This is a genomic window from Reichenbachiella sp., from assembly GCF_039944555.1.
Classification (GTDB): Bacteria; Bacteroidota; Bacteroidia; order Cytophagales; family Cyclobacteriaceae; genus Reichenbachiella.
This window is the reverse complement of record NZ_JBDUYN010000012.1, coordinates 447,639-470,785: the sequence shown is the minus strand read 5'-3', so window position 1 is coordinate 470,785 and position 23,147 is coordinate 447,639. Positions and strand designations below refer to the sequence as shown.

24 protein-coding genes are annotated in these 23,147 nt (G+C 38.9%); 7 read left to right on the top strand and 17 right to left on the bottom strand.

Annotated elements, in window-relative coordinates:
* Positions 1–12: 12 nt before the first annotated feature.
* Both ABJD64_RS19610 and ABJD64_RS19605 read left to right on the top strand, forming a co-directional pair.
* Positions 13–564: an OmpH family outer membrane protein gene (locus ABJD64_RS19610; protein ID WP_348180551.1), complete on the top strand. Its 552-nt coding sequence runs from the start codon at positions 13–15 to the stop codon at positions 562–564.
* A 13-nt stretch (positions 565–577) separates the two neighbouring features.
* Entirely contained in the window at positions 578–1,120 is a 543-nt protein-coding gene (locus tag ABJD64_RS19605) for an OmpH family outer membrane protein (protein ID WP_348180552.1), read from the top strand.
* Positions 1,121–1,319: 199 nt separating this feature from the next.
* Here ABJD64_RS19605 and chrA read toward each other — a convergent pair whose 3' ends face one another.
* From chrA to ABJD64_RS19570, 7 genes are all read right to left on the bottom strand, one after another.
* The gene (gene chrA / locus ABJD64_RS19600) at positions 1,320–2,495 is read right to left on the bottom strand and encodes a chromate efflux transporter (RefSeq protein WP_348180553.1); all 1,176 of its coding nucleotides are present in this window, start codon (positions 2,493–2,495) and stop codon (positions 1,320–1,322) included.
* Positions 2,495–3,466, bottom strand: a complete 972-nt coding sequence (locus ABJD64_RS19595; protein WP_348180554.1) for a 2-oxoglutarate and iron-dependent oxygenase domain-containing protein — start codon at positions 3,464–3,466, stop codon at positions 2,495–2,497. Before ABJD64_RS19595 ends, chrA begins: the two co-directional genes overlap by 1 nt.
* A gap of 23 nt (positions 3,467–3,489) precedes the next feature.
* The gene (locus tag ABJD64_RS19590; protein WP_348180555.1) at positions 3,490–3,948 is read right to left on the bottom strand and encodes a DUF4399 domain-containing protein; all 459 of its coding nucleotides are present in this window, start codon (positions 3,946–3,948) and stop codon (positions 3,490–3,492) included.
* A gap of 149 nt (positions 3,949–4,097) precedes the next feature.
* Complete coding sequence (recO, locus tag ABJD64_RS19585) at positions 4,098–4,790, bottom strand: DNA repair protein RecO (protein ID WP_348180556.1); 693 nt, start codon at positions 4,788–4,790, stop codon at positions 4,098–4,100.
* On the bottom strand, positions 4,790–7,018 hold the full coding sequence (locus ABJD64_RS19580; protein ID WP_348180557.1) for a hypothetical protein: 2,229 nt from the start codon (positions 7,016–7,018) through the stop codon (positions 4,790–4,792). The genes recO and ABJD64_RS19580 overlap by 1 nt, the downstream gene beginning before the upstream one ends.
* Positions 7,002–7,604 (bottom strand): thymidine kinase, encoded by a 603-nt coding sequence (locus ABJD64_RS19575; protein ID WP_348180558.1) that lies wholly within the window; start codon positions 7,602–7,604, stop codon positions 7,002–7,004. Before ABJD64_RS19575 ends, ABJD64_RS19580 begins: the two co-directional genes overlap by 17 nt.
* 5 nt (positions 7,605–7,609) lie before the next feature.
* Positions 7,610–7,933 carry a 2Fe-2S iron-sulfur cluster-binding protein gene (locus ABJD64_RS19570; RefSeq protein WP_348180559.1) on the bottom strand — a complete coding sequence of 108 codons (324 nt, stop codon included), beginning with the start codon at positions 7,931–7,933 and terminating at the stop codon, positions 7,610–7,612.
* A gap of 31 nt (positions 7,934–7,964) precedes the next feature.
* Between ABJD64_RS19570 and ABJD64_RS19565 the strand changes: the two genes are divergently transcribed.
* Both ABJD64_RS19565 and ABJD64_RS19560 read left to right on the top strand, forming a co-directional pair.
* Positions 7,965–9,050, top strand: a complete 1,086-nt coding sequence (locus tag ABJD64_RS19565) for a hypothetical protein (RefSeq protein WP_348180560.1) — start codon at positions 7,965–7,967, stop codon at positions 9,048–9,050.
* A gap of 38 nt (positions 9,051–9,088) precedes the next feature.
* A complete protein-coding gene (locus tag ABJD64_RS19560) occupies positions 9,089–9,700 on the top strand; it encodes a hypothetical protein (protein WP_348180561.1) in 612 nt (203 codons plus the stop codon).
* A 6-nt stretch (positions 9,701–9,706) separates the two neighbouring features.
* Here ABJD64_RS19560 and rodA read toward each other — a convergent pair whose 3' ends face one another.
* From rodA to ABJD64_RS19515, 9 genes are all read right to left on the bottom strand, one after another.
* A complete protein-coding gene (gene rodA / locus ABJD64_RS19555; protein WP_348180562.1) occupies positions 9,707–10,972 on the bottom strand; it encodes a rod shape-determining protein RodA in 1,266 nt (421 codons plus the stop codon).
* Complete coding sequence (locus ABJD64_RS19550; RefSeq protein ID WP_348180563.1) at positions 10,969–12,840, bottom strand: penicillin-binding transpeptidase domain-containing protein; 1,872 nt, start codon at positions 12,838–12,840, stop codon at positions 10,969–10,971. Before ABJD64_RS19550 ends, rodA begins: the two co-directional genes overlap by 4 nt.
* 1 nt (position 12,841) lies before the next feature.
* Positions 12,842–13,357 carry a Rod shape-determining protein MreD gene (locus tag ABJD64_RS19545; RefSeq protein ID WP_348180564.1) on the bottom strand — a complete coding sequence of 172 codons (516 nt, stop codon included), beginning with the start codon at positions 13,355–13,357 and terminating at the stop codon, positions 12,842–12,844.
* Positions 13,350–14,171 carry a rod shape-determining protein MreC gene (gene mreC, locus ABJD64_RS19540; protein ID WP_348180565.1) on the bottom strand — a complete coding sequence of 274 codons (822 nt, stop codon included), beginning with the start codon at positions 14,169–14,171 and terminating at the stop codon, positions 13,350–13,352. Before mreC ends, ABJD64_RS19545 begins: the two co-directional genes overlap by 8 nt.
* A 5-nt stretch (positions 14,172–14,176) precedes the next feature.
* Positions 14,177–15,205 (bottom strand): rod shape-determining protein, encoded by a 1,029-nt coding sequence (locus ABJD64_RS19535; RefSeq protein ID WP_348180566.1) that lies wholly within the window; start codon positions 15,203–15,205, stop codon positions 14,177–14,179.
* Between the two features lie 103 nt (positions 15,206–15,308).
* Positions 15,309–16,835, bottom strand: coding sequence for a bifunctional phosphoribosylaminoimidazolecarboxamide formyltransferase/IMP cyclohydrolase (purH, locus tag ABJD64_RS19530; protein WP_348180567.1), 1,527 nt, complete (start codon positions 16,833–16,835; stop codon positions 15,309–15,311).
* 86 nt (positions 16,836–16,921) lie between these two features.
* A complete protein-coding gene (gene purN / locus ABJD64_RS19525; protein ID WP_348180568.1) occupies positions 16,922–17,494 on the bottom strand; it encodes a phosphoribosylglycinamide formyltransferase in 573 nt (190 codons plus the stop codon).
* Positions 17,495–17,501: 7 nt separating this feature from the next.
* Entirely contained in the window at positions 17,502–18,374 is an 873-nt protein-coding gene (locus ABJD64_RS19520; protein ID WP_348180569.1) for a geranylgeranylglycerol-phosphate geranylgeranyltransferase, read from the bottom strand.
* A gap of 9 nt (positions 18,375–18,383) precedes the next feature.
* Positions 18,384–19,070: a hypothetical protein gene (locus ABJD64_RS19515; protein WP_348180570.1), complete on the bottom strand. Its 687-nt coding sequence runs from the start codon at positions 19,068–19,070 to the stop codon at positions 18,384–18,386.
* A 235-nt stretch (positions 19,071–19,305) separates the two neighbouring features.
* On the opposite strand from ABJD64_RS19515, the gene ABJD64_RS19510 reads away from it, so the two are divergent.
* Complete coding sequence (locus tag ABJD64_RS19510) at positions 19,306–19,887, top strand: FISUMP domain-containing protein (RefSeq protein WP_348180571.1); 582 nt, start codon at positions 19,306–19,308, stop codon at positions 19,885–19,887.
* Here ABJD64_RS19510 and hflX read toward each other — a convergent pair.
* Positions 19,884–21,053 (bottom strand): GTPase HflX, encoded by a 1,170-nt coding sequence (gene hflX / locus ABJD64_RS19505; protein ID WP_348180572.1) that lies wholly within the window; start codon positions 21,051–21,053, stop codon positions 19,884–19,886. The genes ABJD64_RS19510 and hflX overlap by 4 nt on opposite strands.
* 139 nt (positions 21,054–21,192) lie before the next feature.
* Here hflX and ABJD64_RS19500 point away from each other — a divergent pair, with 139 nt between their 5' ends.
* Positions 21,193–22,314, top strand: a complete 1,122-nt coding sequence (locus tag ABJD64_RS19500) for a glycosyltransferase family 4 protein (protein WP_348180573.1) — start codon at positions 21,193–21,195, stop codon at positions 22,312–22,314.
* A 135-nt stretch (positions 22,315–22,449) separates the two neighbouring features.
* Positions 22,450–23,145 carry a polysaccharide biosynthesis/export family protein gene (locus ABJD64_RS19495; RefSeq protein WP_348180574.1) on the top strand — a complete coding sequence of 232 codons (696 nt, stop codon included), beginning with the start codon at positions 22,450–22,452 and terminating at the stop codon, positions 23,143–23,145.
* The last annotated feature ends 2 nt before the right edge of the window (positions 23,146–23,147 follow it).

The following is a 23,147-nucleotide window of genomic DNA, read 5'->3' as shown; positions in this document are numbered from 1 at the left end:
AATTTTAGTGGTATGAATATTGTAGTTCGATACACATCAGTAACCTTGGTGCTTTTAGTTTTCATTTTAAATGATACATTTGCACAGAAATTTGGATATGTGGATACTGACTATATCCTCAGCCAAATGCCTGAATACAGCGAAGCAAAAGGTGAAATAGAAAAGATTTCAAAAGCCTGGGAACTTGAAATTCAGGAAATGTATAAGTCCATAGAAGAAATGGAGACCTCCTTAAAGGCAGAAGAGGTTTTGCTGACTAAAGAAATGAGGGATGATCGATTAAAAGAAATCGATCTAAAATGGGATGAAGTGAAGACTTACCAGAAAAAGGTATTTGGATTCGAAGGCCTATTTTTTTTAAAGAAGAAAGAATTGATCAAACCTGTGCAGGATCAAGTGTTTGATGCTGTGGAACGGGTAGCCAAAAACCATCGCTTGCAAATTGTATTTGATAAGTCTGGCGACTTGGTAATGATCTATACCGACCCGGTTCATGACTATACGGACTACGTGCTGGAGGAACTTGGACTCGGAGATAAAAATGATGTAATAAGTAACAACTAATTAGAACTGAATTATGAAAGTTAAATCGATAATTTTTGCAGTTGTATTGTCTGCATTTAGCCTGACTGCAAGTGCCCAGGGTGTAGTTATGAAAATAGGCTATACCAATGTAGAATACATTCTTAGCCAAATGCCAGAAGCCAAGCAAGTAGATTCTGAATTCAAAGCCTACGAAACACAGCTTCAAAACCAATTGCAATCGAAAGGCACAGAGCTACAAACCAAATTGCAAGAATACCAGCAGGGAGCTGCTACTATGACTGACTTGGTAAGAGCTGACAAGGAGGCTGAATTACAATCTTTGAATCAAAGATTCGAAGCATTTCAAAAAGAGGCACAAAACTCTTTACAAAAAAAGCAAGGTGAGTTGTTTGCTCCACTTTTCGAAAAAATTGGAAATGCTGTGAAGGCAGTTAGAACTGAAAATGGTTACGACATGATTTTCAGTACAGGTGTACCCGGTGTGGATATCCTATTGGATGCTGATGAGAAATATGACGTTTCTGATTTAGTTTTCAAAAAAATGGGAATCACTCCTCCTGCAAAACTTAACTAAGTCCCAGCTGAAAAAACTGAAAGCCTCAACTACCTTATAGTTGAGGCTTTTTTGTGTCCATCTGAACTATATTCTATTGCCCTATTGGTGCTTCATTTACCTGAATCACAGATAGTTATGAATGGAGTTTTAATTTTTCTGAACCTGCGTAATCTGAGTAACTCAAAACTTGGATAATCGAAACATAGTATTTACTAAACTATAAGAGAACGCCCAGAAGTAATCCAGTAAGAATCAAGAAAGGAGTTGGAATTTTCTTTAACATCATCAGTCCAAAAGTACCTATCATAATGAAGTAATTAAGGTAGTCACCCATCAAAGGCTGAGAAAGTAAAATCACGGCGGCGAGTATCATACCAGAGCTGGCCGCATTTACTCCGTCGAGAGAAGCCTTAACAATTCTAAATTTTTTTAACTCCTCCCAAAATCGGATGACAAAAAAGATAAGAAAAGTACCTGGTAAAAATATGCCAAGTGCGGCCATAAAACCACCCATTATTTGACCCATCATGCCATACTCTTTCATTGAAATTGAGCCCACATATGAAGCAAATGAAAAAACAGGACCAGGCACAGCCTGTACAAGAGCAAAACCAGATAAAAACTCCTCCGAAGTAAGGTATGCTTTGAATTCGACAAACTCTGTATACATAAATGGAACAAGCACCTGCCCACCACCAAAAATCAAACTTCCAATTCGATAGAAATTTTCAAAAATCCTAATCCCGAGCCAATTCACAGAAGCACCTATCAAAGCTGCTCCAATCAATACACCTCCCCATAAGATAAAGTTGGACCATTGAATATTTATCTTTTCTTTTTCTTCTCTTTCGTGACGTCTGTAATCGAATGCTGTAACACTGCCTCCAACTAATAAAATTACTGGAAATACAAAAGGCGTACGCACTAGATAACTCGCCACCGCAGCTACCAGCATGAGAACTACGGCAAGCTTGGTAGTAACTACCTTTTTAATTATCACATAAGCCGAATAGGCTACAATACCAACTGCCATGGGCTTAATAAACCGAGCAAACTCCATGGAAATATTATACTCTTCCAGGGTGGAAATAAAAATTCCAGCCAGGGTCATAATTAAAAAAGCTGGGGTTATCCAAATCAGTAAAGTGAGATAGGCCAAATTTGGCCCGCCTACTTTAAAACCAATAGCGGTTAAAGTTTGCGTGGAAGTAGGTCCCGGTAAAAATTGACATAGTGCTGTCAATTCAATTAGCTCTTTTTCATCCAGATATCCGCGCTTATGCACCAGCATATCAAGCATCATGGCAAAATGAGCCTGTGGGCCCCCAAAGGCAGATACGGTCAAGAGTATTACATCTTTTAAGAAAATGTAGTATCGAACCTTCCTGACCATTATTTTTTAAGCCCTATTTCTGCTAGTCGCTGATGTAAAAATTCTCCTGCCGTAATATCCTCAAATTGTTTAGGATGGTCAGCATCGATACAGCTTTCTAAACACGTCAAGTCCATGTCTGACCTTGGGTGCATAAAAAAAGGAATGGAAAACCTTGAGGTCTTCATCTGCTCCTTAGGTGGGTTGACCACACGATGGATGGTGGACTTTAACCTGTCGTTGGTATGCCTGGCCAACATGTCTCCTACATTGACTACAATTTGATTAGGTAATGCCGTAATGGGAATCCATTTACCATCTCTCCTTAATACTTGCAACCCATCTGCGCTAGCACCCATTAGCAGCGTTATCAAATTGATATCCCCATGTTCGGCTGCCCTAACAGCATCATCTGGCACTTCTTCAGGATTTTCAATTGGAAAGTAATGAATTGGCCTCAAAATGCTATTGCCATTGTGCACGCGGCTTTCAAAATAGTCCTCATCCAATTCGAGATATAATGCAATCGCTTTTAACATCTGCCTTCCTGCATTCTCGAGTGTCTGATAAGCTTCTAAGGCGATCTTATCAAAATCTGGAATTTCATCTGGCCAAATATTATCCGGGTACTCAGACTTTATCGAATCTTCATCTGTAACTTCTTGACCAACATGAAAAAATTCCTTCAAGTCTCCCGTAGCCCTACCCTTGGCATGTTCTTTACCTTTACCAATATACCCCCTTTGCCCAAAAAGTTCAGGGATTTCATATTTCTGTTTTATCTCATCTGGCAATGCGAAGAAATCCTGAATCGTCTTATAAAGCTTCTCACAAAGTTCATCAGACAACCCATGATTTTTCACTGCCACGAATCCTATGCTGTTATAGGCCGAACCAAGATCTGTTACAAAATTTCTTTTTCTTACCTCATCACCTGAGTTGAAATCTGCCAAATCAAGTGATGGAATTTCATTATACAATTTTTCACTCATATGAATAAGTTTAAGGCCTGCGGTTACTCTACTGTGACTGTGATCGAAGTCGCCATCTTTTTCCCGTATGAGGAGTGTACACCATCTGCAAATTGAAGAGATAAGGTATAGACCCCTGCTTTCAATTCCAATGTAGTATCTGTTTGACCTTTACCAAAATGTATTGTTGAATCTGACATTGGAATAACTGTACCTTCTGGCCAACTAGATTGATTGATTAAAATATGGTGATGGCCATACCCTTCTTTTACAACGCCTGCCGGTTCAATTTGCATTCCTGAAACACCCATTTCAATATATACGGGGCTTGGCACTGTGGCTCCATCGGCAGGATGTTTAAAAAAAACATAAGTAGAATCTGAAGTTGATTTTTCCACTACTGCCGTTTGATCTTCAACAGGTGCGGATTGTTCGGTTGATTTATTTGGCGAAGAACAACTGAGTACGATTAGGCTCATTAAGGCCAATGATAGATTTTTCATCTGCTTATAGTTTGTTTTTAAATTGGCATTGAACTCGCGATCCAAACTTCTCCTTGATCAAGAAATTTTTACTATTGGCTCGTTTCATAAATTGCGTGTAGAAAAAGTTTTAGATAAATTTAGAGATTCTTTTGTGAACATTAGATTGACTAACGAAATATTTGAGTGAGCACATCCAAAGATTTTAACTCCTTGAATCCAACAACATGAAGTCTGTAGTATTCAATTAGATAATTTAGTGTATCCCGCCTCAATCTACTTTTTAGGTTGAAATTTGCTAACAAATCACTTGAATTAAGATCGACGATGACTTGCCGTACTTCTTTGTAACTAATACTTAAATCATATAGCAATTCGTCATTTTCCAATTCCTGACCATCATTAATACCAAAACCAATAAAGTGGGTAAGTTGGACCATCAAAAAAAGATGCAAACACTCGTAACCCTCCTTTTTTTGATCTAAAGCAAGAATGAATTGATACAAAAACTCGAAGACTTGCCCCTGATCATCTTCCTCCTTGAGCACTTTGCTCAATAATTCTGTTACAAAAAGTGCCATGGCTGATTTCTTTACATCAAACGGTATGGATGAAAAACTATAAGCAGGTTTGTATTCAGAAATCCGTTGTAACCCGTCTGACTTTTCGCCTTTATAGTAAACAACCATGTCCAAAACAGTCAGGGGTTGCAGCAGTGCCAAGCCTTTTTTTGAACGCTGGCTTCTTACACTATTTATGATATATGACTGAATTCCAAAATTTTCTGTATAGACCCGTGCGATGATAGATGATTCCCGATATTTTATATAGCTCAATACTATTCCCCTTGTCTTGTAGAGCATCAGTCGATCACAGCTATTTTCCCAACGAACGTCTCGCTTCCATCTTGAGAGGCACTGAACACTAAGTATATACCCGCATTTACTCGACGCCCCGTGAAGTCCGTTAGGTCCCATGAAGCGCCACCTCCAGGAGCGTTAATTTCACGAATTAGCTGACCCGAAACAGTGGTAATCTTTATCCCCACATCATTTGCAAGGCCCGATAGTCCTACCCAGCCCTCGAAGTTGGGCAATACCGGATTTGGATATATTTTGACTTGTTGATGCTTGTTGGTTGCATCTGTTGCATCCGTGCGATAGGAAACCAGACCTTGTTCAGTAGCCACAAAAATCTCACCCGTTGCAGGATGTATGGCAAGATCATTCACCTTATTTGAAGGGAGTGGACTGTTGTCAACGGTAAAATGGTAAATCAATTTGCTAATATTTTCTCCGAACAACCACAACCCTTCATTTGTTCCTATCCAGATTCGGTTTCCTCCATCTATAGCTAAGGCAAAAACCTCTTTATCCTCAAATAAGAAACTTTCATTTAATATCGGCAACGTGACGTTTATAGATTGATCTTCGACCACGCCTATGGAAAAAGGAAAGTAGGCCACTCCTTTGTCGGTTGCAAACCATATTTCATCCTCCTTTCCGAAGACGATATCATATACATTGTTCGATGGCAAATCGGTCGACGTTGTGGTTATATACCTACTTAGTCCTGATCCGATGTCATAGGCCAAAACTCCTCTTCCACTCAAGTGTCCAAGAGTCATCCAAACCTGATCATTTGAGTCTATACAGATTGACGTTGGTTCGGCAGCTGCCGAAGTGCCAAAATCGAACTGTTGCCACAATTCTTCACCATCCCATTTCAACAAAGAGTAGGTACTAAAATTAGAAACCCATATGTTTTGTTCTCGATCCAATGCCATCCCAGTAACTAATGTGTTACCTGTGCCTGTTTCGTTTTCACCTAAGGGACTATTCGTATAATTTGTAATTTGACCGCTTCCCATATTCAGTATACCTTGCCCAAAGGAAGAAATGAACACCTGATCATTAGTTACAAGCGCATCCGTGACATTAGATATTCCTTGCAGATCACTCGGACTCATTGTTGCCCAAATTCCTTCTTTAAAAATTGAATAACCTAAGCCATTTGACAACGGACTCGAATAATCTGTGGCCACCGCCGGAAATGCGTAAACATTTCCACTTTCAATTTTTACTCTAGAAATATTATTGGAAGGTCCATCCAACACGAAGTGCTCTATATTTGAACCGTCAAGTTTGGACAGACCTTCCAACTGATCCGCATACCAGAATACGGCATCACTATCTTGTAATAGATCATTGATTTCTGCGCTAGCAGGCCGGTATATTTCAGAATAAACATCAGATGAACTAACTACAAAAGTCCTTTGATTGGTTTGTACCAATAGCCCATTTAAGCCGTCGCGGATTTTTGTTATAACTTCTCCTGAACCGAGGGTAAATGCCACTTCCAGCCAGGATGTTCCGGACAACTTAAACACTGAAGAAATGGAAGCTGCATACACGTTACCATTTGCAGATGCCACGGAAACAATATCTGTTGCATTTACTAAGCTCCCCGAAAAACGTTCCCAGTTGTTAAAATCTTGTAGGTTATCTCCTTCTGTTAATTGGCCAGCCAGCACTCCATCCTTAGTGGCCAAGTATATAACATCTCTAATTATGGTGGATGAGTGAACCTCAATTGTTTGTCCTGTCTCACCTAGATTTTGATAGGCCTCTTCAACCCTATTCTCTGAAGTTAGTACCAGTAGACCAAAATCTGTTGACAAATTGATTTTTCCATTGTAAAATGAGATGTGGTTAACGGTCTTGTTATCAGTAACATCGCTATTGAGTAGTATGGGTAAATTTTGAATGCCTTCCCCAGTAATAACGTCAACATTTCCATTTTTATAACCCAAGACCAAGTATTCTTCACTTGAGTCGTACGACATAGCGGTGATCTCAACATCACTAAGGCCATCTACTTTTGATAATTTATTGATACTTTGATCTTCTAAATCGTAGAAAATTAGCCCATGAGATGTCGCGGCAAATACCTTTGTGGCTGTCCTTTCTACAAGAGTTGTCGTTTCATAATTGAAATGTGAACGCCAGGCACCCATAGGAATTAGCTCTTGCGCTCGTGCTAATGAACTAAGAAGCAAAAGAATGATAAGGCAGTTAGCTCGTAAGGTCATCTTTGAAGTCTTCGTAAAAGCAATTTCTACAACGCGCCTCATAGGCATCATGCTCTCCCAACAACACTTTCTCGTCGGAAGTATTCAAGCGAAAAGAGTAAGAGGCCACACCTCCACATTTCATACAAATGGCATGAACCTTAGTCACAAACTCGGCTATGCCCATCAAGCCAGGCATTGGACCAAAAGGTTCTCCTTTAAAATCCATATCAAGCCCTGCCAAAATTACTCGTTTACCCTTATTAGCAAGTGTCCTGGCTACCATCACTAATTCCGGATCAAAAAACTGGGCCTCATCGATACCAACCACATCACAATCTCCCGCCAACAATAGTATGTCGTTGGCAAACTGTACAGGTGTGGAACGAATATACGAATCGTTATGCGAAACCACGTTAGTCTCATCGTAACGAGTGTCTAAAGCGGGTTTGAATATTTCAACGGCCTGTCTTGCTATGAGTGCACGGTTGAGTCTTCGAATAAGTTCTTCCGTTTTTCCGGAAAACATAGAACCACAGACCACTTCGATCCACCCAACACTCTTACCATCAGCTTTAAACTTATCAATTCGTGGTTCGACAAACATTCAACTTAATCTGAGTAATTGATGTGACTGAATTTATTTTCTGGTGCTACTTTTACCAAGACATCACCGTTAATATGACATTGACAGGCCAATCTTTCGTTCGCTAAAAGACGCTTCGCTTCTCTATATTTCAACTCCGCTGGAGTTTCAGGCGAGAAGCATTCCGAACCATCTAGAATTTGAACTTTACAGGTAGTGCATCTACCCTTACCTCCACAAGCATGCATCCAATCGACGTAATTTTCATGTATTACATCCAAAAGATTTGTATTTTCGTTTCTGATGAAAATCTCCTTGTTGTGAAGGTTTTGTATAACGATTTTCGGCATATTCTATAACTTTACAAAAGAAGCAAATATTATGCACGGTAGCAAATTAAATCAAGAGGCCACTAATACTTACAGTAGATCCTATTCAGCCAAAATCATTGAAGACTTTTTTAGCCGTAACAAGGAGATTTCTGGTCAACAAATTATCTCATTAACGCCGATTAAGCAAGTTAATTTTTTTGTATTAAAGGCACTGTTCGAGGAATGGCAGGAGGAGATAAAAAAATTCAGAAGTCCATATTTTGACTATAAAAATGATGATGTTAACCAGGCATTAAAATCCTTCATTAATACCTTGTCAAAGCATATTCTTATTCAAAAAGAGAACTTTCAGCCCTTACTTGAAAAAGCAGTTATTGCCACACTGGAATTGCTTAACGACCCTGCAAAATACTATACTCAAGAACTAAGTAGAACAAATGCAGCTGATAAAACACGTGAATTAAAAGGTATTAGCAAGTACATCAAGCTACATAAGGCCTTATTCGATGATTTGCTGATCAAATTAGATAAGGCTGACAATATTAACCTGGCAATACAACAGGCAGTTCAAGAGCACAGTCCATCAGATTCAGAGACAGAGCAAATTGTTGACCACTTTAATGGAACATTGACATTGGATGTTCTTGAGAAGCAACCTGAAATAGATGAAATTTTAATGCCAGAACCGTTGGATGAATTGGGTGAAGATTCGAGAGTTAATGAATCCTCTATGATTGAAGACATTAATGATGAATTCGACCCTGTTGATGAAAGCCAAGGTGAAGGAGCTTCTCATTCAAATGTCAACCAACAATATAAAGAAGACATCAAGACTCTGAATCAACGCTATGAGGAGAAGGAAAAGGTAAAAAACCTTGCGGCGGTTCATGAAACAAAGTCTATGTCCGATCTCAAGAATAATATTAATATTAACCAACGTTATATGTTCGTGAATGATCTCTTTGAGGGCAACGAAAAGGATTACGAACTGGCCATGGACGAAGTTGAAAGTTGTGATTCTTTTGATTCATCGGTAGAGTTGTTGGTGCAGAACTATGCCAAAAAATACGCATGGGACATGAATGCGGATGAAGTCAAAGAATTGCTGAAGGTAATATTCAAGAGATTTAGATAGAGTTACTAAGCGTTTGTTTACTATATTGTTTCAAATATATGCTCAATTCTAAACTTAAACTCCTTCTCTTTTTATCTCTTTATGGTTGCTCCCAAGGCAAGGATACCACCTCACTATATTCAATAATATCGAAAGCTAATTGCAAAGGACCGTCTGGCATGTATCATACTGAGTTACACGCGACCACTGACGGCTATACTAGATTTCATCAGAGTTTTTCAAACGGTGATCAAGACTATGATGCAGTAGCGTATAGTGATACTCTCGGTTTTGTTGTATCCAACGGCAGCGTAGAAAGGAAAACTGAGTCTGCTGAAATATCAGTCGGCAAAGGACATTCATTTCATATGATTGCTTTATCTCCGAGTATGATATTCAATCAAACGAACGGCGGGAGGTATCTAGATAACCAAGGCCGAGAAGTTGTCTTCAAATATGATTCTCTTTCGGACCGGATATTAAGTTTTAACCTCATCAATCCTTTTGACACACTAGAATCTATAGAGATTTATTATTCTCAATGGGAAAATGTAGAAGGACTTGAATTGCCTATGCAAGTCCAAATCATTCAGGGAGGTAAGGACAACTTCTTTTTTGAATTTTATGAAGTAAAAATTGATGACCCCACCTTTGCCAAAATAGACTTTTAATACGAGTTACCTCATGAGTATTTGCATTCGGTGAGAGTCCAATTTGATAAGAATGAACAAAAGGATGGTAAATGACCAAAGCGATGAGCCACCGTAGCTAAAAAAGGGTAATGGAATGCCAATCACTGGGAAAAAGCCTATGGTCATAGCAATATTCACGGCAAAATGAAAGAAGAAAATACTAAGCACACCGTATCCATAAATTCTTGCGAATTTTGATTTTTGTCTTTCGGCTATTAGCGATATTCTAAACAATAGGGTCACAAACAGAGCAATCAAAATCAGGCTGCCTAGCCAACCTTGTTCTTCTCCAATAGTACAAAAAATAAAATCTGTGCTTTGTTCAGGTACAAAATCGAACTTAGTCTGAGTCCCTTGCAAAAACCCTTTTCCAAAGAATCCTCCAGAACCAATTGCAATCTTAGATTGGGTAACATTCCATCCTGCTCCTAATGGGTCAGCGTCAGGATTGATCAGAGAAACTACCCGACTTCTTTGATGCGGCTTTAACACGTTAGTCATCAAGAAGTCTACACTAATTACGGTAGCAAAAACCAATGCCGTTAATACAAGTGTAGCTATGATTCTCTTGGGGTGTTTAAATGATACTCCTACAACAATGACGCATATTACGGTAGTTGCAATAAAGAGAACCGTTTTACTGACAAGAAGTGTTAGAATAAAAAGCAGAACGAACGCAAATCCTAAAACGAAATAAATAGGCGAAATCCCCTCTCTAAATAGTACGATCAAAAAAGAAGCAAAAACCATGGCTGAACCAGCATCTCCTTGCAATAAAATGAGAACCATAGGTGCACCCAAAATTGCCAATGCTAAAAGTTGGGTTTTTAAATTTTCAAATTTTACATGGACATCGCCCAGATATTTTGCTAATGCCAGGGCTGTAGCAAATTTGGCAAATTCTGCAGGTTGTAATCTGAAACTACCAATTTGAAACCAAGATTTTGACCCAGCGACAACTGTGCCAGTTGTTAAGACCGCAATCAAGAGAATGATAACCACTCCATAGATAATATAAGCTGAATAATCGTAGAATTTAAAATCCAAACTCATTACACCAATTATAATAATCACCGCCGATCCTATCCAAATCAGCTGCTTTCCGGGATTATAAACAAGGGAAAAAAGAGTTTCGGCATTTTCTTCGTCGAAAACAGCTGCATATATACTAGACCACCCAAGCAAAACCATGGCAAAATACAAACCAATGGTTGCCCAATCCACACGATCTAATATACTTTCTCCTCTCATTGTTGACCTTCTTCTTTTTTCTCTTCTTCTGACACTTCTAGAGTCGTTTCTGGTTGTACCTTTTTCTTTTTGTCCTTGAAGTCGCCAGCCAATACATAATTTTCCAACCAAGGTCTGGTATGTGCTCCTTTTAAATAACTCTCGATTAATAAACTGGCCGTAGAGGCGGCTGCTCTCCCTCCCCATCCTGCATTTTCGACAAATACTGAAATGGCAATTTTTGGATCTTCTTTAGGCGCAAAAGCCATAAATACTGAATGATCCTCTCCATGGGGGTTTTCTACAGTACCAGTCTTACCACAAATTTCTATGTCGGGAACGATAGCTCTTGGTGCAGTACCACTTAAGGCGTCGGCCATACCTTGAATTATAATAGGAAAATGTTCGTAGCCAATTCCTGTCTCTATCCGATCTTTGTATTCGGGCAATATATAATTTGATTCTCCGATTGACTTCACAATATGAGGTTTGAAGTAATACCCTTTGTTAGCCATAATTGCAGCAAGATTCGTCATTTGTATCGGGTTCATCAATATCTCCCCTTGGCCTATACTCAGTGAGGTGAGATTTGAAAATTTCCAACGACCGGTACCATACACCCTGTTATAATATTCAGGGCCTGGCATAAATCCAGATTTTTCATTAGGTAAATCAATACCCAAGGCTGTACCCAAACCAAATCTATTAACCTGTTTCTTCCAATTGGCCAATCCAATTGGTGCCTGTTCAAATTGACTCATTTCTGGGTTTTGATTGATTACCAACCTGAACACTTTAACAAAATAGTTATTGGAAGAAAGCATGATACCACGCCTCATATCGTACGCTCCAGGAGGAGCATGATCACCTATCAATGAACCGTCACAAAAAATCTTATCATATGGGCCGATCACCCCTTCTTCCAGTGCGATCAAACCCTGTACAATCTTGAAAATAGAACCAGGAGGATACATAGCCATCAATGGCCTGTTGAACAATGGCTTGAGGCTATCGGTTGTCAACGCTTTGAAATTTTTGCTAAAATTTCTTCCGGTCAATTCTGATGGATGGTAAGTGGGGGCAGATACAAATGCCAGAATTTCTCCGGTAGCGGGCTCAATAGCAACAACACTACCGATCTTGCCTTCCATCAATCTTTCGGCATAGTTTTGTAGTTCTATATCAATACTCAATGTGAGATTTTCACCGGGGACTGCCAACGTATCCAATTCGCCATTCTTAAAAGAACCTTTCTCTACACGACGCACATTCACCATCTTGTATTTTACACCTCTCTTACCTCGCAGGTATTTTTCATATGACGATTCCAGCCCGTTGATCCCCAGATAGTCTCCGCTCTTGTAGTAGTTTGTAGAGTCTTTGTCCAATTGTCGCTTGCTTACCTCTCCTATGTACCCAAAGACATTTGCCAGGCTATTGTATTCATATCCGCGAATTGTCCGGGCTTTCGGGTATATCCCTTCGTAGGCCACAAATTGATCCTGAATCTGCGCAAATACCTGATTCGGAACTTGTTTAACGATAGTTGTCGGCTGTATCGAAGAGTATCTTCTCGCCTTCTGAAGGTTTAAAACTAAATCCTCATTATCGATGCCAAGCATACTACTCAGCATCATGGTATCCCTTATATGGACTTCTTTAGGTACGACCTCCAAGTCAAAAATAGGTTCGTTGTGTACTAAGAGCCGGCCGTTTCTATCAAAAATCAAACCTCTGTAAGGGTACTCTGTGACAGCGTGAATGATGTTACTTTCTGCTGCAGCTTTATAATCGTCATCCAATACTTGGATAGAAAATAGTTTAATCAAGAAGACCAAAGCCACCAAAATGATTGCTATCCTGATTATATATTTCCTACTATCGTGCATTCTATTTCATCTTTTTATAAAATAAATACTGAATGATTAAGATTACTATCAATGTAAAAATAGAGCTGTAGAAAACTTTTGTCAAGGTCTGCCAAAACAAACTGAAACCTGCAGCTTCAATAAAAAACAATAATAAAACATGGGCAAAAATCAAGGGGTAGGAATACGTCAAAAACCATCCAAGCCCCTGAGTTCTAACGTTTATTTTAGGTCCCGAGTCATATCCCCCGCTGGGGGTCATTACCAGGGACCAATATATCCTGAAATACACCAAAAGCACACTGGCAGCTGCATGTATTCCAAGGGTATTGTAAAATGAATCTATAATTATTCCCACGACAAATCCCACCAAGAGTTGCACAATGGCGTTGGTATCCATGGGCAACATGAGAAAAATCAAAATATACCCAAAACAAAATGCACTGTCAAAAAGTACCAGATTTTTAAATAATAGCACCTGAGCCAATATCAAAAGAATCGCCCTGAATAGTCCTCCGAAAACGTTAAATCTATTCATATTGCTGTGTGAGTTCTATATTCAGCGAATCAATTTCTTCCTGACCGGACAATTCTAATAGATACACATGTGTGAGTGTATAAAAATTAGTGGATAGCTTAACTTTTACACTATAAAAGGTGGCATCTTCTTCGAGATAAACATCGCTTACAACTCCAATCATTTGATCTTCTGGATAAGTGGAATTGTACCCAGAGGTGCTTATTGAATCACCAGGAGCAATTGGTATGTGACGAGGCAAAAACTGCAGATCAGCGTACAAGGGATCTTCCCCCTTCCAAACAACTGAGCATAGCGTACGTGTGCGATTATGATGAGCGGAAATCATCGACTTGCTATGAAGAACAGAAATGACCGTTGAGTAATTCTTTGTAGTGTGAAGCACCTGGCCTACAATTCCTTCCGGCCCAACAACTCCCATTCCTGGCCGAACTCCGTGCCCTAATCCTTTGTTGAGTGTTAAATAATTATTTCTAAAAAAAAGTGAATTGTCTATAACCTTGGCCTTGATTCCCATTTGACTGGAGTCTAAGAGAAATTGAGCCATAAAAACCGAATCAGTAAGATTCAAAAGGCGTTGACGAAGTCTTGCGTTTTCTTCTGCCAGAAGTTCGTTTTGACTTGCCAGTCCAAAATAATCCCCCACCTGATCTGAGGCAGACGTTATGGAGGCAACAAGATGATTGGATGATGTAAAATATTTAGCTCCTTGGTAGCTATTGGATCTGACGATTATCCAAAAGCATATTCCTTCCAGCAAGATCAACAGGATGAATGTCCTATACTTATATAGAAACTGAAGGAGTCGTTGCATTTAACTTATTGCATTAAAACAGCACGATAACGATCCAGTTCTTTCAGAGCTTTTCCTGTTCCACGAACTACAGCTTTCAATGGGTCTTCTGCGATGTGAATGGGTAGTTTGGTCTTCATACCAAGTCTCTTATCCAATCCTCTGAGAAGAGCTCCTCCACCAGTCAAATATATACCGTTATCGTAGATATCGGCTGACAATTCGGGTGGAGCAATTTCAAGTGCTTTTAGTACAGCTTCTTCGATTTTAGAAACTGATTTATCAATGGCAAATGCTACCTCTGAATAAGATAATTTAATTACCTTGGGAATGCCTGTCATCAGATCTCTACCTCGGATATCAAAGTCCTCGGGGCCTTCATCTAATTCTGTAAGTGCCGAACCAACTTGAATTTTTACCTTCTCTGCCGTTCTTTCTCCAATCAGAAGGTTATGCTGTCTTCTCATATAATCGAGAATGTCTTTATTAAAGGCATCTCCAGCCACACGAATCGACTGGTCGCATACGATACCTGATAGGGCAATAACAGCTATCTCGGTAGTACCACCACCGATATCAACTATCATACTTCCGTCAGGTCGCTCTATATCAATTCCTATTCCTACCGCAGCAGCAATAGGCTCATGAATCATAAAAACTTCTTTGGCCCCGGCATGCTCTGCAGAATCTCGCACCGCTCTTTTTTCGACTTCGGTAATACCCGAAGGAATACAAATGATCATTCGATGGGAAGCCGGGAAAAGCCTCTTTTTATCTTTGTCGATCATTTTAATCATACCGCGTATCATGGATTCAGCTGCTTGAAAGTCGGCAATCACGCCATCTTTAAGCGGACGAATGGTTTTGATACTTTCATGGGTTTTCTCATGCATTTGCATAGCCTCACTCCCAATGGCCAGCACCTTATTTTTAGCCTTGTCAATGGCGATGATGGAAGGTTCATCTACTACAACTTCGCCTTTGCTAATGATTAAGGTATTTGCCGTACCCAAATCGATCGCAATATCACTCGAGAAAAAATCAAATATTCCCATAACTTAGTTTACTCAAATATTTTTGATGATCAAAAGATCACAAATTACGCACAAAATTTAAGGTAATCAACACTAATATCCACAGATATCCAGTTATTGATACTTAGTGTTTGAAATGACGAGTACCAGTCATGACCATCGCTATATCAGCCTCATCGCAATAATCAATAGACAACTGATCCTTAATAGACCCACCTGGTTGAATCACAGCAGATACTCCCACTTTGTTGGCTATTTCAACACAATCAGGAAAGGGAAAGAAAGCATCTGAAGCCATAACAGATCCTTTCAGGTCCATTCCAAAACTAACGGCCTTTTCAATCGCCTGATTCAAGGCATCTACCCTACTTGTCTGACCCGTTCCGCTGGATAGCATCATATCGTTGTTTGTAAATACAATCGTATTTGATTTAGTATGCTTACATATCTTAGATGCAAAAAGCAAGGCTTCAACCTGTTCGTCTGTAGGGACTTTTTTTGTAACGGTTGTTAAATCTTCCTTTGTATCCGTTTTCAGGTCAGAATCCTGCACAATCACACCATTCAATAAAGATTTAAATTGTATCGGGTTAGGAGACAGGCTCTTTATCTTAAGAATAATTCTATTCTTCTTTGATTTCAATAAAGCAAGTGCTTTTTCATCGTACTCCGGTGCAATAAGCACCTCGCAAAACAATTTGTTTATTTCTTCAGCAGCGGCCAAATCTACCTTATGATTAGTAATTAAGATACCTCCAAATGCCGATACGTTATCAGCTGACAGGGCTTTTAGATAAGCCTCTTTTACTGAGCCCCCTTTTGCTACACCGCAGGCATTGGTGTGCTTGATGATGGCAAAAGCTGTCTCGCCTTCAAATTCTCTGATAAGAGAAACTGCAGCATCAACGTCTACCAGATTATTATATGAAAGTTCCTTACCATTGAGTTGATCAAAAAGCTCTTGAAGATCCCCATAGAAACTTCCATTCTGATGTGGATTTTCTCCATACCTTAAAGACTGAGAATGTCTTGTACTCTGCTTAAATGAAGGTTCATCTTGCTCCTTGTTAAAATAATTGAAAATGGCAGTATCATAGTGAGAAGATATGTCAAAAGCCTTGCAAGCAAAGGACTTTCTTTGACCTAATGAAGTTTCACATTTTTGTGAGTCTAGCATACCTAGTACTTCCTCATATTGCTCCATCGATGACACAATAAGCACATCATCATAATTTTTGGCAGCTCCTCTTATCAATGATATTCCACCGATATCAATTTTTTCGATAATGTCGGCTTCTCCGGCTCCAGAAGCAACTGTGTCTTCAAACGGATATAAATCTACAATAACCAAATCAATATCCGGAATGCCGTGAGTTTCTTTTTCTTCCTGATCACTGGAATTATCTCTACGATTTAGAATGCCTCCAAAAATTTTTGGGTGAAGCGTCTTAACTCTTCCCGAAAATATAGAGGGATATGCTGTCAAATCCTCGACAGGAGTCACTGCTATACCCAAATCTTCAATGAATTTCTGCGTCCCGCCTGTTGAATAGATGGTCACATCATTAGCGGCTAGTACTTTTACGATATTGTCAAGATTGTCTTTATGAAAGACAGAAATAAGTGCTGAATTAATTTTTTTTGATCCCATTGTAACCTTCTGAAAAAATAAGGGGCAAAATTACTTATTTATTTAGCACAAGAGGAGGAATGCATCAAAGTTTTGCCTTAAAACTTCTAAATTTTGGTGAGATATTCTTCTATGGTCTCGGCGAAATACTTATACTCTAGTTTATGAATCTTTTCTGCCACAGTATCCGCTGTATCTGATAGTTGGACCTCACATTTTTCCTGGCGCAAAATTGCTCCGTTGTCATAAATTTCATCTACTAAATGTATGGTAATGCCTGTCTCAATTTCCTTATTTGCCACCACTGCCTGGTGCACATGTTGACCATACATACCTTTACCTCCATATTTGGGCAGTAGTGCCGGATGAATGTTGATGATTTTGTTAGGAAAGGCTGCAATAAGGTTTTTAGGTACCAACCAGAGAAATCCAGCCAGCACTATCAAATCTATATGTCTTTCATTCAATAAATTGATTATTGCATCCGAATCATAAAATGAAGCTCGATTGAACACATAGGATTCAACCCCAAGTTTTTCGGCTCTTTGCAGTACATACGCATTCGGCCTGTTGGTTAGGATTAGGTCAACGCATACTTGAAGGCTTCGATTATGAAAATGGTTGATGATTTGTTCAGCATTTGATCCACTGCCTGATGCAAATATTGCCAGTCTCTTCATTGAATACTTAAAATTTTAGAAACACCATACTCAATATACCTGCAATGATAAGCCATTTGCAGTAGCTGCTGAGATAAGCAAAGTGTTTTTTAGTATCTGCTCTTAATAATCTTATTAGAAAGTAAAAAAAGGGAATTGCCAAGGTTCCGAAATAATAAAGCAGATATTGATTTTGAACTTTCAAAAGGAAAATAACTAGGGAGGATATGATCAATGCAATAATTACAAATAAAATCACTTTAGTACGGCGTACGCCGAAGATTACGGGCAGGGTCTGACCACCATAGCTAGCGTCTCCTTCTACATCTTCAATATCTTTGATAATTTCTCGAATTAGAGTAATGCCAAAAGCAAAAAATGCATAGGTCACTACAAGCAAGTTCATCGAACGGTAAAATGCAAGCAATACCAAAAGTGTAGTCCCTGTAAGCAAAGCCACTACAAAATTCCCCACAAAAGGCCATCTCTTCAATTGATTTGAGTACCACCAGAGAAGAAAAGCGCATACCAGGTGAATAATTCCAATCCAGAGTGAAATCAGCGCTCCTAGCAAAATACCGATGGCATTGAGCGTGGTGTGAGCAATCATGACAGGGCGTCTTTTTATAGTATTACCCACTATCACTCGATCAGGCTTATTAATCAGGTCGATTTTAATGTCATAATAATCGTTGATGTAATAACCAGCGGCAGCTATTACGACAGTACTTACGACAAGAATAAAAAATCGCAAGTCCCCCAATACAAATATCAGTGGCTGGTCGGGATTGAAAAGAAATATTGCTCCTGCGTACTGGGTAAGAAAAATAATAATCAGGTTGTTGAACCTGCTTAGTTTAAGAGCATCAATGAGCAACTGAATGTGCGACCTTCTTTGCATATTGCAAAGCTACATATCCTCCCATTTTTTCCTAAGCATAGCTAAGTTATATGGAGGATCCATAAGAGCTGTAGTGTCCGTGCCAATCTCTACCGAATGAGCCTTCCAGGCATCATGAAATTTGGACAAAGTAATGCTTTGAAGTGTCAGGCCATTATCTATCAATTTGTATGCAATAAGCATCAAATCTTCTCTTTTAACTGAATCTCCATAAAAAATCGCATTTGATTCATAACCGTCGAAATCGCTCTCGGCAGGTCGCTCATGAATATAAAAGCCAAGGTCTCGCAGCTTATAGACTCGATCTTTATCTTTATTCTTTTTGTAATACCTAATCACTACATCTGCCCTTGATTCGAATTCATTTTCTGATACCCTTCGAGCATCATATGATTCTATTAAGTCTGTAAAAAATTCAGAATCACTCGGTATAATTGTATCGGCTATGGTATCCTTCACATTTGATTTTGAAGTGAGGGTATCTGCATTTTTCTTTTCCAATCCCTTATTTGGTGACTCCTTCTTACGCTTTGACTTTTTTTGAAAAGCTTTAGATTTGGTGCTTTCTATGGTTCTAATTTCCTCTTGATGATAATGTGCCGTGATTACTTCACTTATGTGTATCAAAATCAAACTTACCGTTACGGTTAGCAAATAAGCGAATGCTTTGTATGGAGAACCGTTTCCTTGTGTCATTGTTTTTGAATTTATTCTTAAAGTTAGGGCTTGTAATTTTAAAATAAATTATAACTTCCTCATTAGCAGATAATTCCATTTGGCGTGGATATTACCTAAATTTAATACAATGTTTAAGATTTGCAAAATGAGGTCGAATCATAGAAATTTTATATTTTTGGAAGGATGTACCCAATTTTTGTATTATTTTCAGTAATTAATAATGAATCCTCGATTAAACCTTAATAAATCGAACATGAAAAGAATATTTACTCTATTAATCATATTTTCACTTTCTTTCAGCGTTTTTGCCCAGGAAATGGGGTCTTTTACAGATCCCAGGGATGGAAAAACATATAAGACAACCAAATTAAAAATTGAGTTGGAAGGTGGTATTTTCATCGAAAGAGAATGGATGGCAGAAAACTTAAATTACGAAACTGAAGCTTCCGTATGCTACAAAAACTATCCGGCGTATTGCGGCAAGTTCGGAAGGCTATATAATTGGGTAGAAGCAAAATCTTCATGTCCGGATGGTTGGCACCTATCCACTCAACTTGAGTGGCAGGAAATAATGCTTAATTACGGAGGATATAAAACCGCAGCGAAAGAACTAAAAGAGGGAGGCGTAAGCAACCTCAACATACTTATGGCAGGGTTTTCTAACGTAGAGGGACAGTTTAGCGATATTGGCAAAACTGCTCACCTTTGGGATGCAGAGATCGGTGCCAAAAGATCTGCTGGATTAATCTCACTTTATGCCGATTATGATGAAGTAGCTCATGATGTTATCAGCGCCAGGAATATGAATAGTTGTCGCTGCGTAAAGGATTATTAATAGTATTCAGGAGTCAGATAATTAGGATAGATCTTTAAATGGTGATTTTTGACTTTTTCAAAAATCACTCTCCTGAACTCAGCGGTATTTGTTTTCTTCACTGCTGAAATAAATATGTTAGTCTTATTTTTTGAGGTAGTGTCAATGCCTGATACAAAATCAAATTTTTCTGCTTCATCCGGAGTGGTTAGTTGATCAATTTTGTTATAGACAACGATCATTTCTTTATCTGAAGCACCTAGTTCTTGCAATGTGTCGTTCACAACCTCCATTTGCTCTTCAAAAGAAGGGTGGGATATGTCCACCACGTGCAGCAAAATATCGGCTTCTCGTACCTCGTCCAAAGTTGACTTGAAAGATTCAATCAAGTTATGTGGCAGCTTTCTGATAAAGCCAACAGTATCCGAAAGAAGAAATGGAACTGTATTGATCACGACTTTTCTGACGGTAGAATCTACTGTCGCAAATAGTTCATCTTTGGCATAGATATCTCCCTTAGATAGCATATTCATAATGGTCGACTTGCCTACGTTGGTATATCCAACCAGTGAAACGCGTACTACATTCGACCTTGATTTTCTTCTCGTCTCCCCTTGCTTATCAATTTTTTCCAGTTTCTTTTTTAAGACTGAAATTTGATCACGAATCATCCTCCTATCCGTCTCAATTTCTTTTTCTCCTGCTCCACCTCGTGTCCCGGTTCCTCCTCTTTGTCGTTCCAAATGAGTCCACATTCTTGTAAGTCGTGGCATGAGGTATTGATACCGAGCTAATTCAACTTGTGTTTTGGCTTGTGAGGTTTGCGCCCGCTTCAGAAAAATATCAAGTATTAATAAACTTCGGTCGTAAGTTTTAACCTCTAGCTCCTTTTCTAAATTTCGAAGTTGAGAGGGGGACAAATCGTCATCGAATACGACAACATCAATTTGTTGATCTTTGACAAAGGTGATAATCTCTTCTAATTTTCCTTTGCCAACGAACGTTCTGATATCTGGTTTGTCAAGCTTTTGAATAAAAGATTTCATCGTCTCAATGCCCAAAGTTTCAGCCAAAAACTTGAGTTCATCCAAATACTCCTCAGTTTTTTCAGCAGCTTGTCTTTTAGGTGATAGTGCAACAAGTACTGCTTTTTCAATCTCCTTCTTAGTTTCGTAGTAATCTCCCATTCAATCAGATTTATGCAAAATTGTTCAATTATTAGGATTTCTATCAATGAAAATAGAATATTCGTCGATTGAAAGACTTTTGTAATAGTCAGGCTAAATATATTTGGACACAAATACGGTAAAAGACGAGCATGGGTTCATGAAGGTAGCAATTACAATTAACACATCCTGGAACGTATATAATTTTAGAATGGGGCTCATACGTGAGCTAATACTCGGTGGAAACGAAGTAATTGCAATTGCCCCAGAGGACAGATTCTCAGTAAAGTTGGAAGAAGCAGGCTGTACTTTTGTTCCTATTCAAGTAGAAAACACAGGTACTAATCCAATAAAAGATTTCTTACTATTCCTACAATTAAGGAAAATTTACCGCCAGTATCGACCCGACATTATATTCAACTTCACAGTAAAACCAAATATTTACGGCTCACTTGCTGCCCGATCTACCCGAATTCCTGTTATTAATAATGTAAGTGGGCTAGGTACTGTTTTTTTATCAAAAGGAATTTCTTCCACGATAGCCAAATGGCTTTACAGATGGTCCTTTTCGTATGCGCAACTCGTTTTCTTTCAAAATAATGATGATAGGCAAAAATTTCTATCAGAAATAAGCATACCGCAGCTTGAAACAGATCTTTTGCCGGGCTCAGGTATTAATTTGGACTCCTTTCAACCAACGGCTTATAAGCTTAATCAAGGGAAGACCTTTCTTATGATCTCAAGGCTTATTATCGAAAAAGGTGTGTTGGAATTTCTGGAGGCGGCGAAAATGACGCGTAACAAATTTCCAGACGCTAAATTTCAGTTGCTAGGTAAGCTGGACTCTTCGCACTCACGTGGAATATCGAAAGAAACCATAGACTCCGCTACAAATTCGAACATCATTGAATATTTAGGAGAGACAGATGACGTGAAGCCCTATATTGAAAACTCTGCTTGTGTAGTCTTACCGTCTTATGGTGAGGGTACTCCAAGAACTTTGTTGGAAGCTGCGGCTATGGCCAAACCAATAATCACCACCGATGTTCCAGGTTGTAGAGAGGTGGTTATTGATGGTGAAACAGGCCTTCTTTGTCAGGCACAAAACTCTGCTGATCTAGCACATAAAATGATGATAATATGGGAGATGCCAGATAATGAACTAGAGCTATGGGGAAGAAATGGAAGACACATGGTTGAAACTAAATTTGACGAGCAGATAGTGATAGATCGATATTTAAAACATGCATCAAATATTATGAATCAAATATCCTATGAATAAATTTGTTCTGTTTTATATTACCGTTTGAATGGAATTCTGCCGAAACTAGTCATAGTGAAAAGATTTAAATCTCTTATTTTTCCTATTGCAATAATAATCTTGCTAAGTAGCTGCAAAGCCTATAAGCAGGATATTATGTTCAAATTAGATGATAATTTTACTGAACAGGACTTGTCGATTGCGGTAAGCCAAGCTGAGAGAAATTACGTTATTCAAATTGATGACGTGCTATCTCTCGAAGTATTTACTAATGATGGGGAAAGAATAGTTGACCCAAACAGTGAGCTTCAACAGAATAGACAAGGCTTGCAAAACAGGCTTCAGTTTAATTATCTGGTGAAGACAGACGGAACGGCGAAATTTCCAATTATCGGACAGATTAAGCTAGACAGTCTTACCCTCGATCAGGCGGAGCTAATTCTTCAAGAGAAATACAATGAATTCTATAAGCAGTCATTTGTTAAACTGCAGTTTAACAATAAACGAGTAATTGTGCTGGGCGCAACAACAAACGGAGGGCAAATCATACCGCTAATAAATGAAAACGTATCCTTGGTGGAAGTGCTTGCTCTGGCAGGAGGATTGGATATGGGGTCAAAAACACAGAACATTAAAGTAATCAGAGGCAACCTCGCTAATCCCGAGATATACCAAATCAATTTATCTACCATAGCTGGGATGAAGCAATCGATGCTGGCTATTGAACCTGGAGATGTCATCTATATCGAACCCTGGAGAAGACCCTTCTTTGAAGCAACAAAGGACATTGCCCCAATCTTAAGTTTGATCAGTAGTTCTTTGGCTCTGGTGTTAGTGCTACAAAATTTATAGTC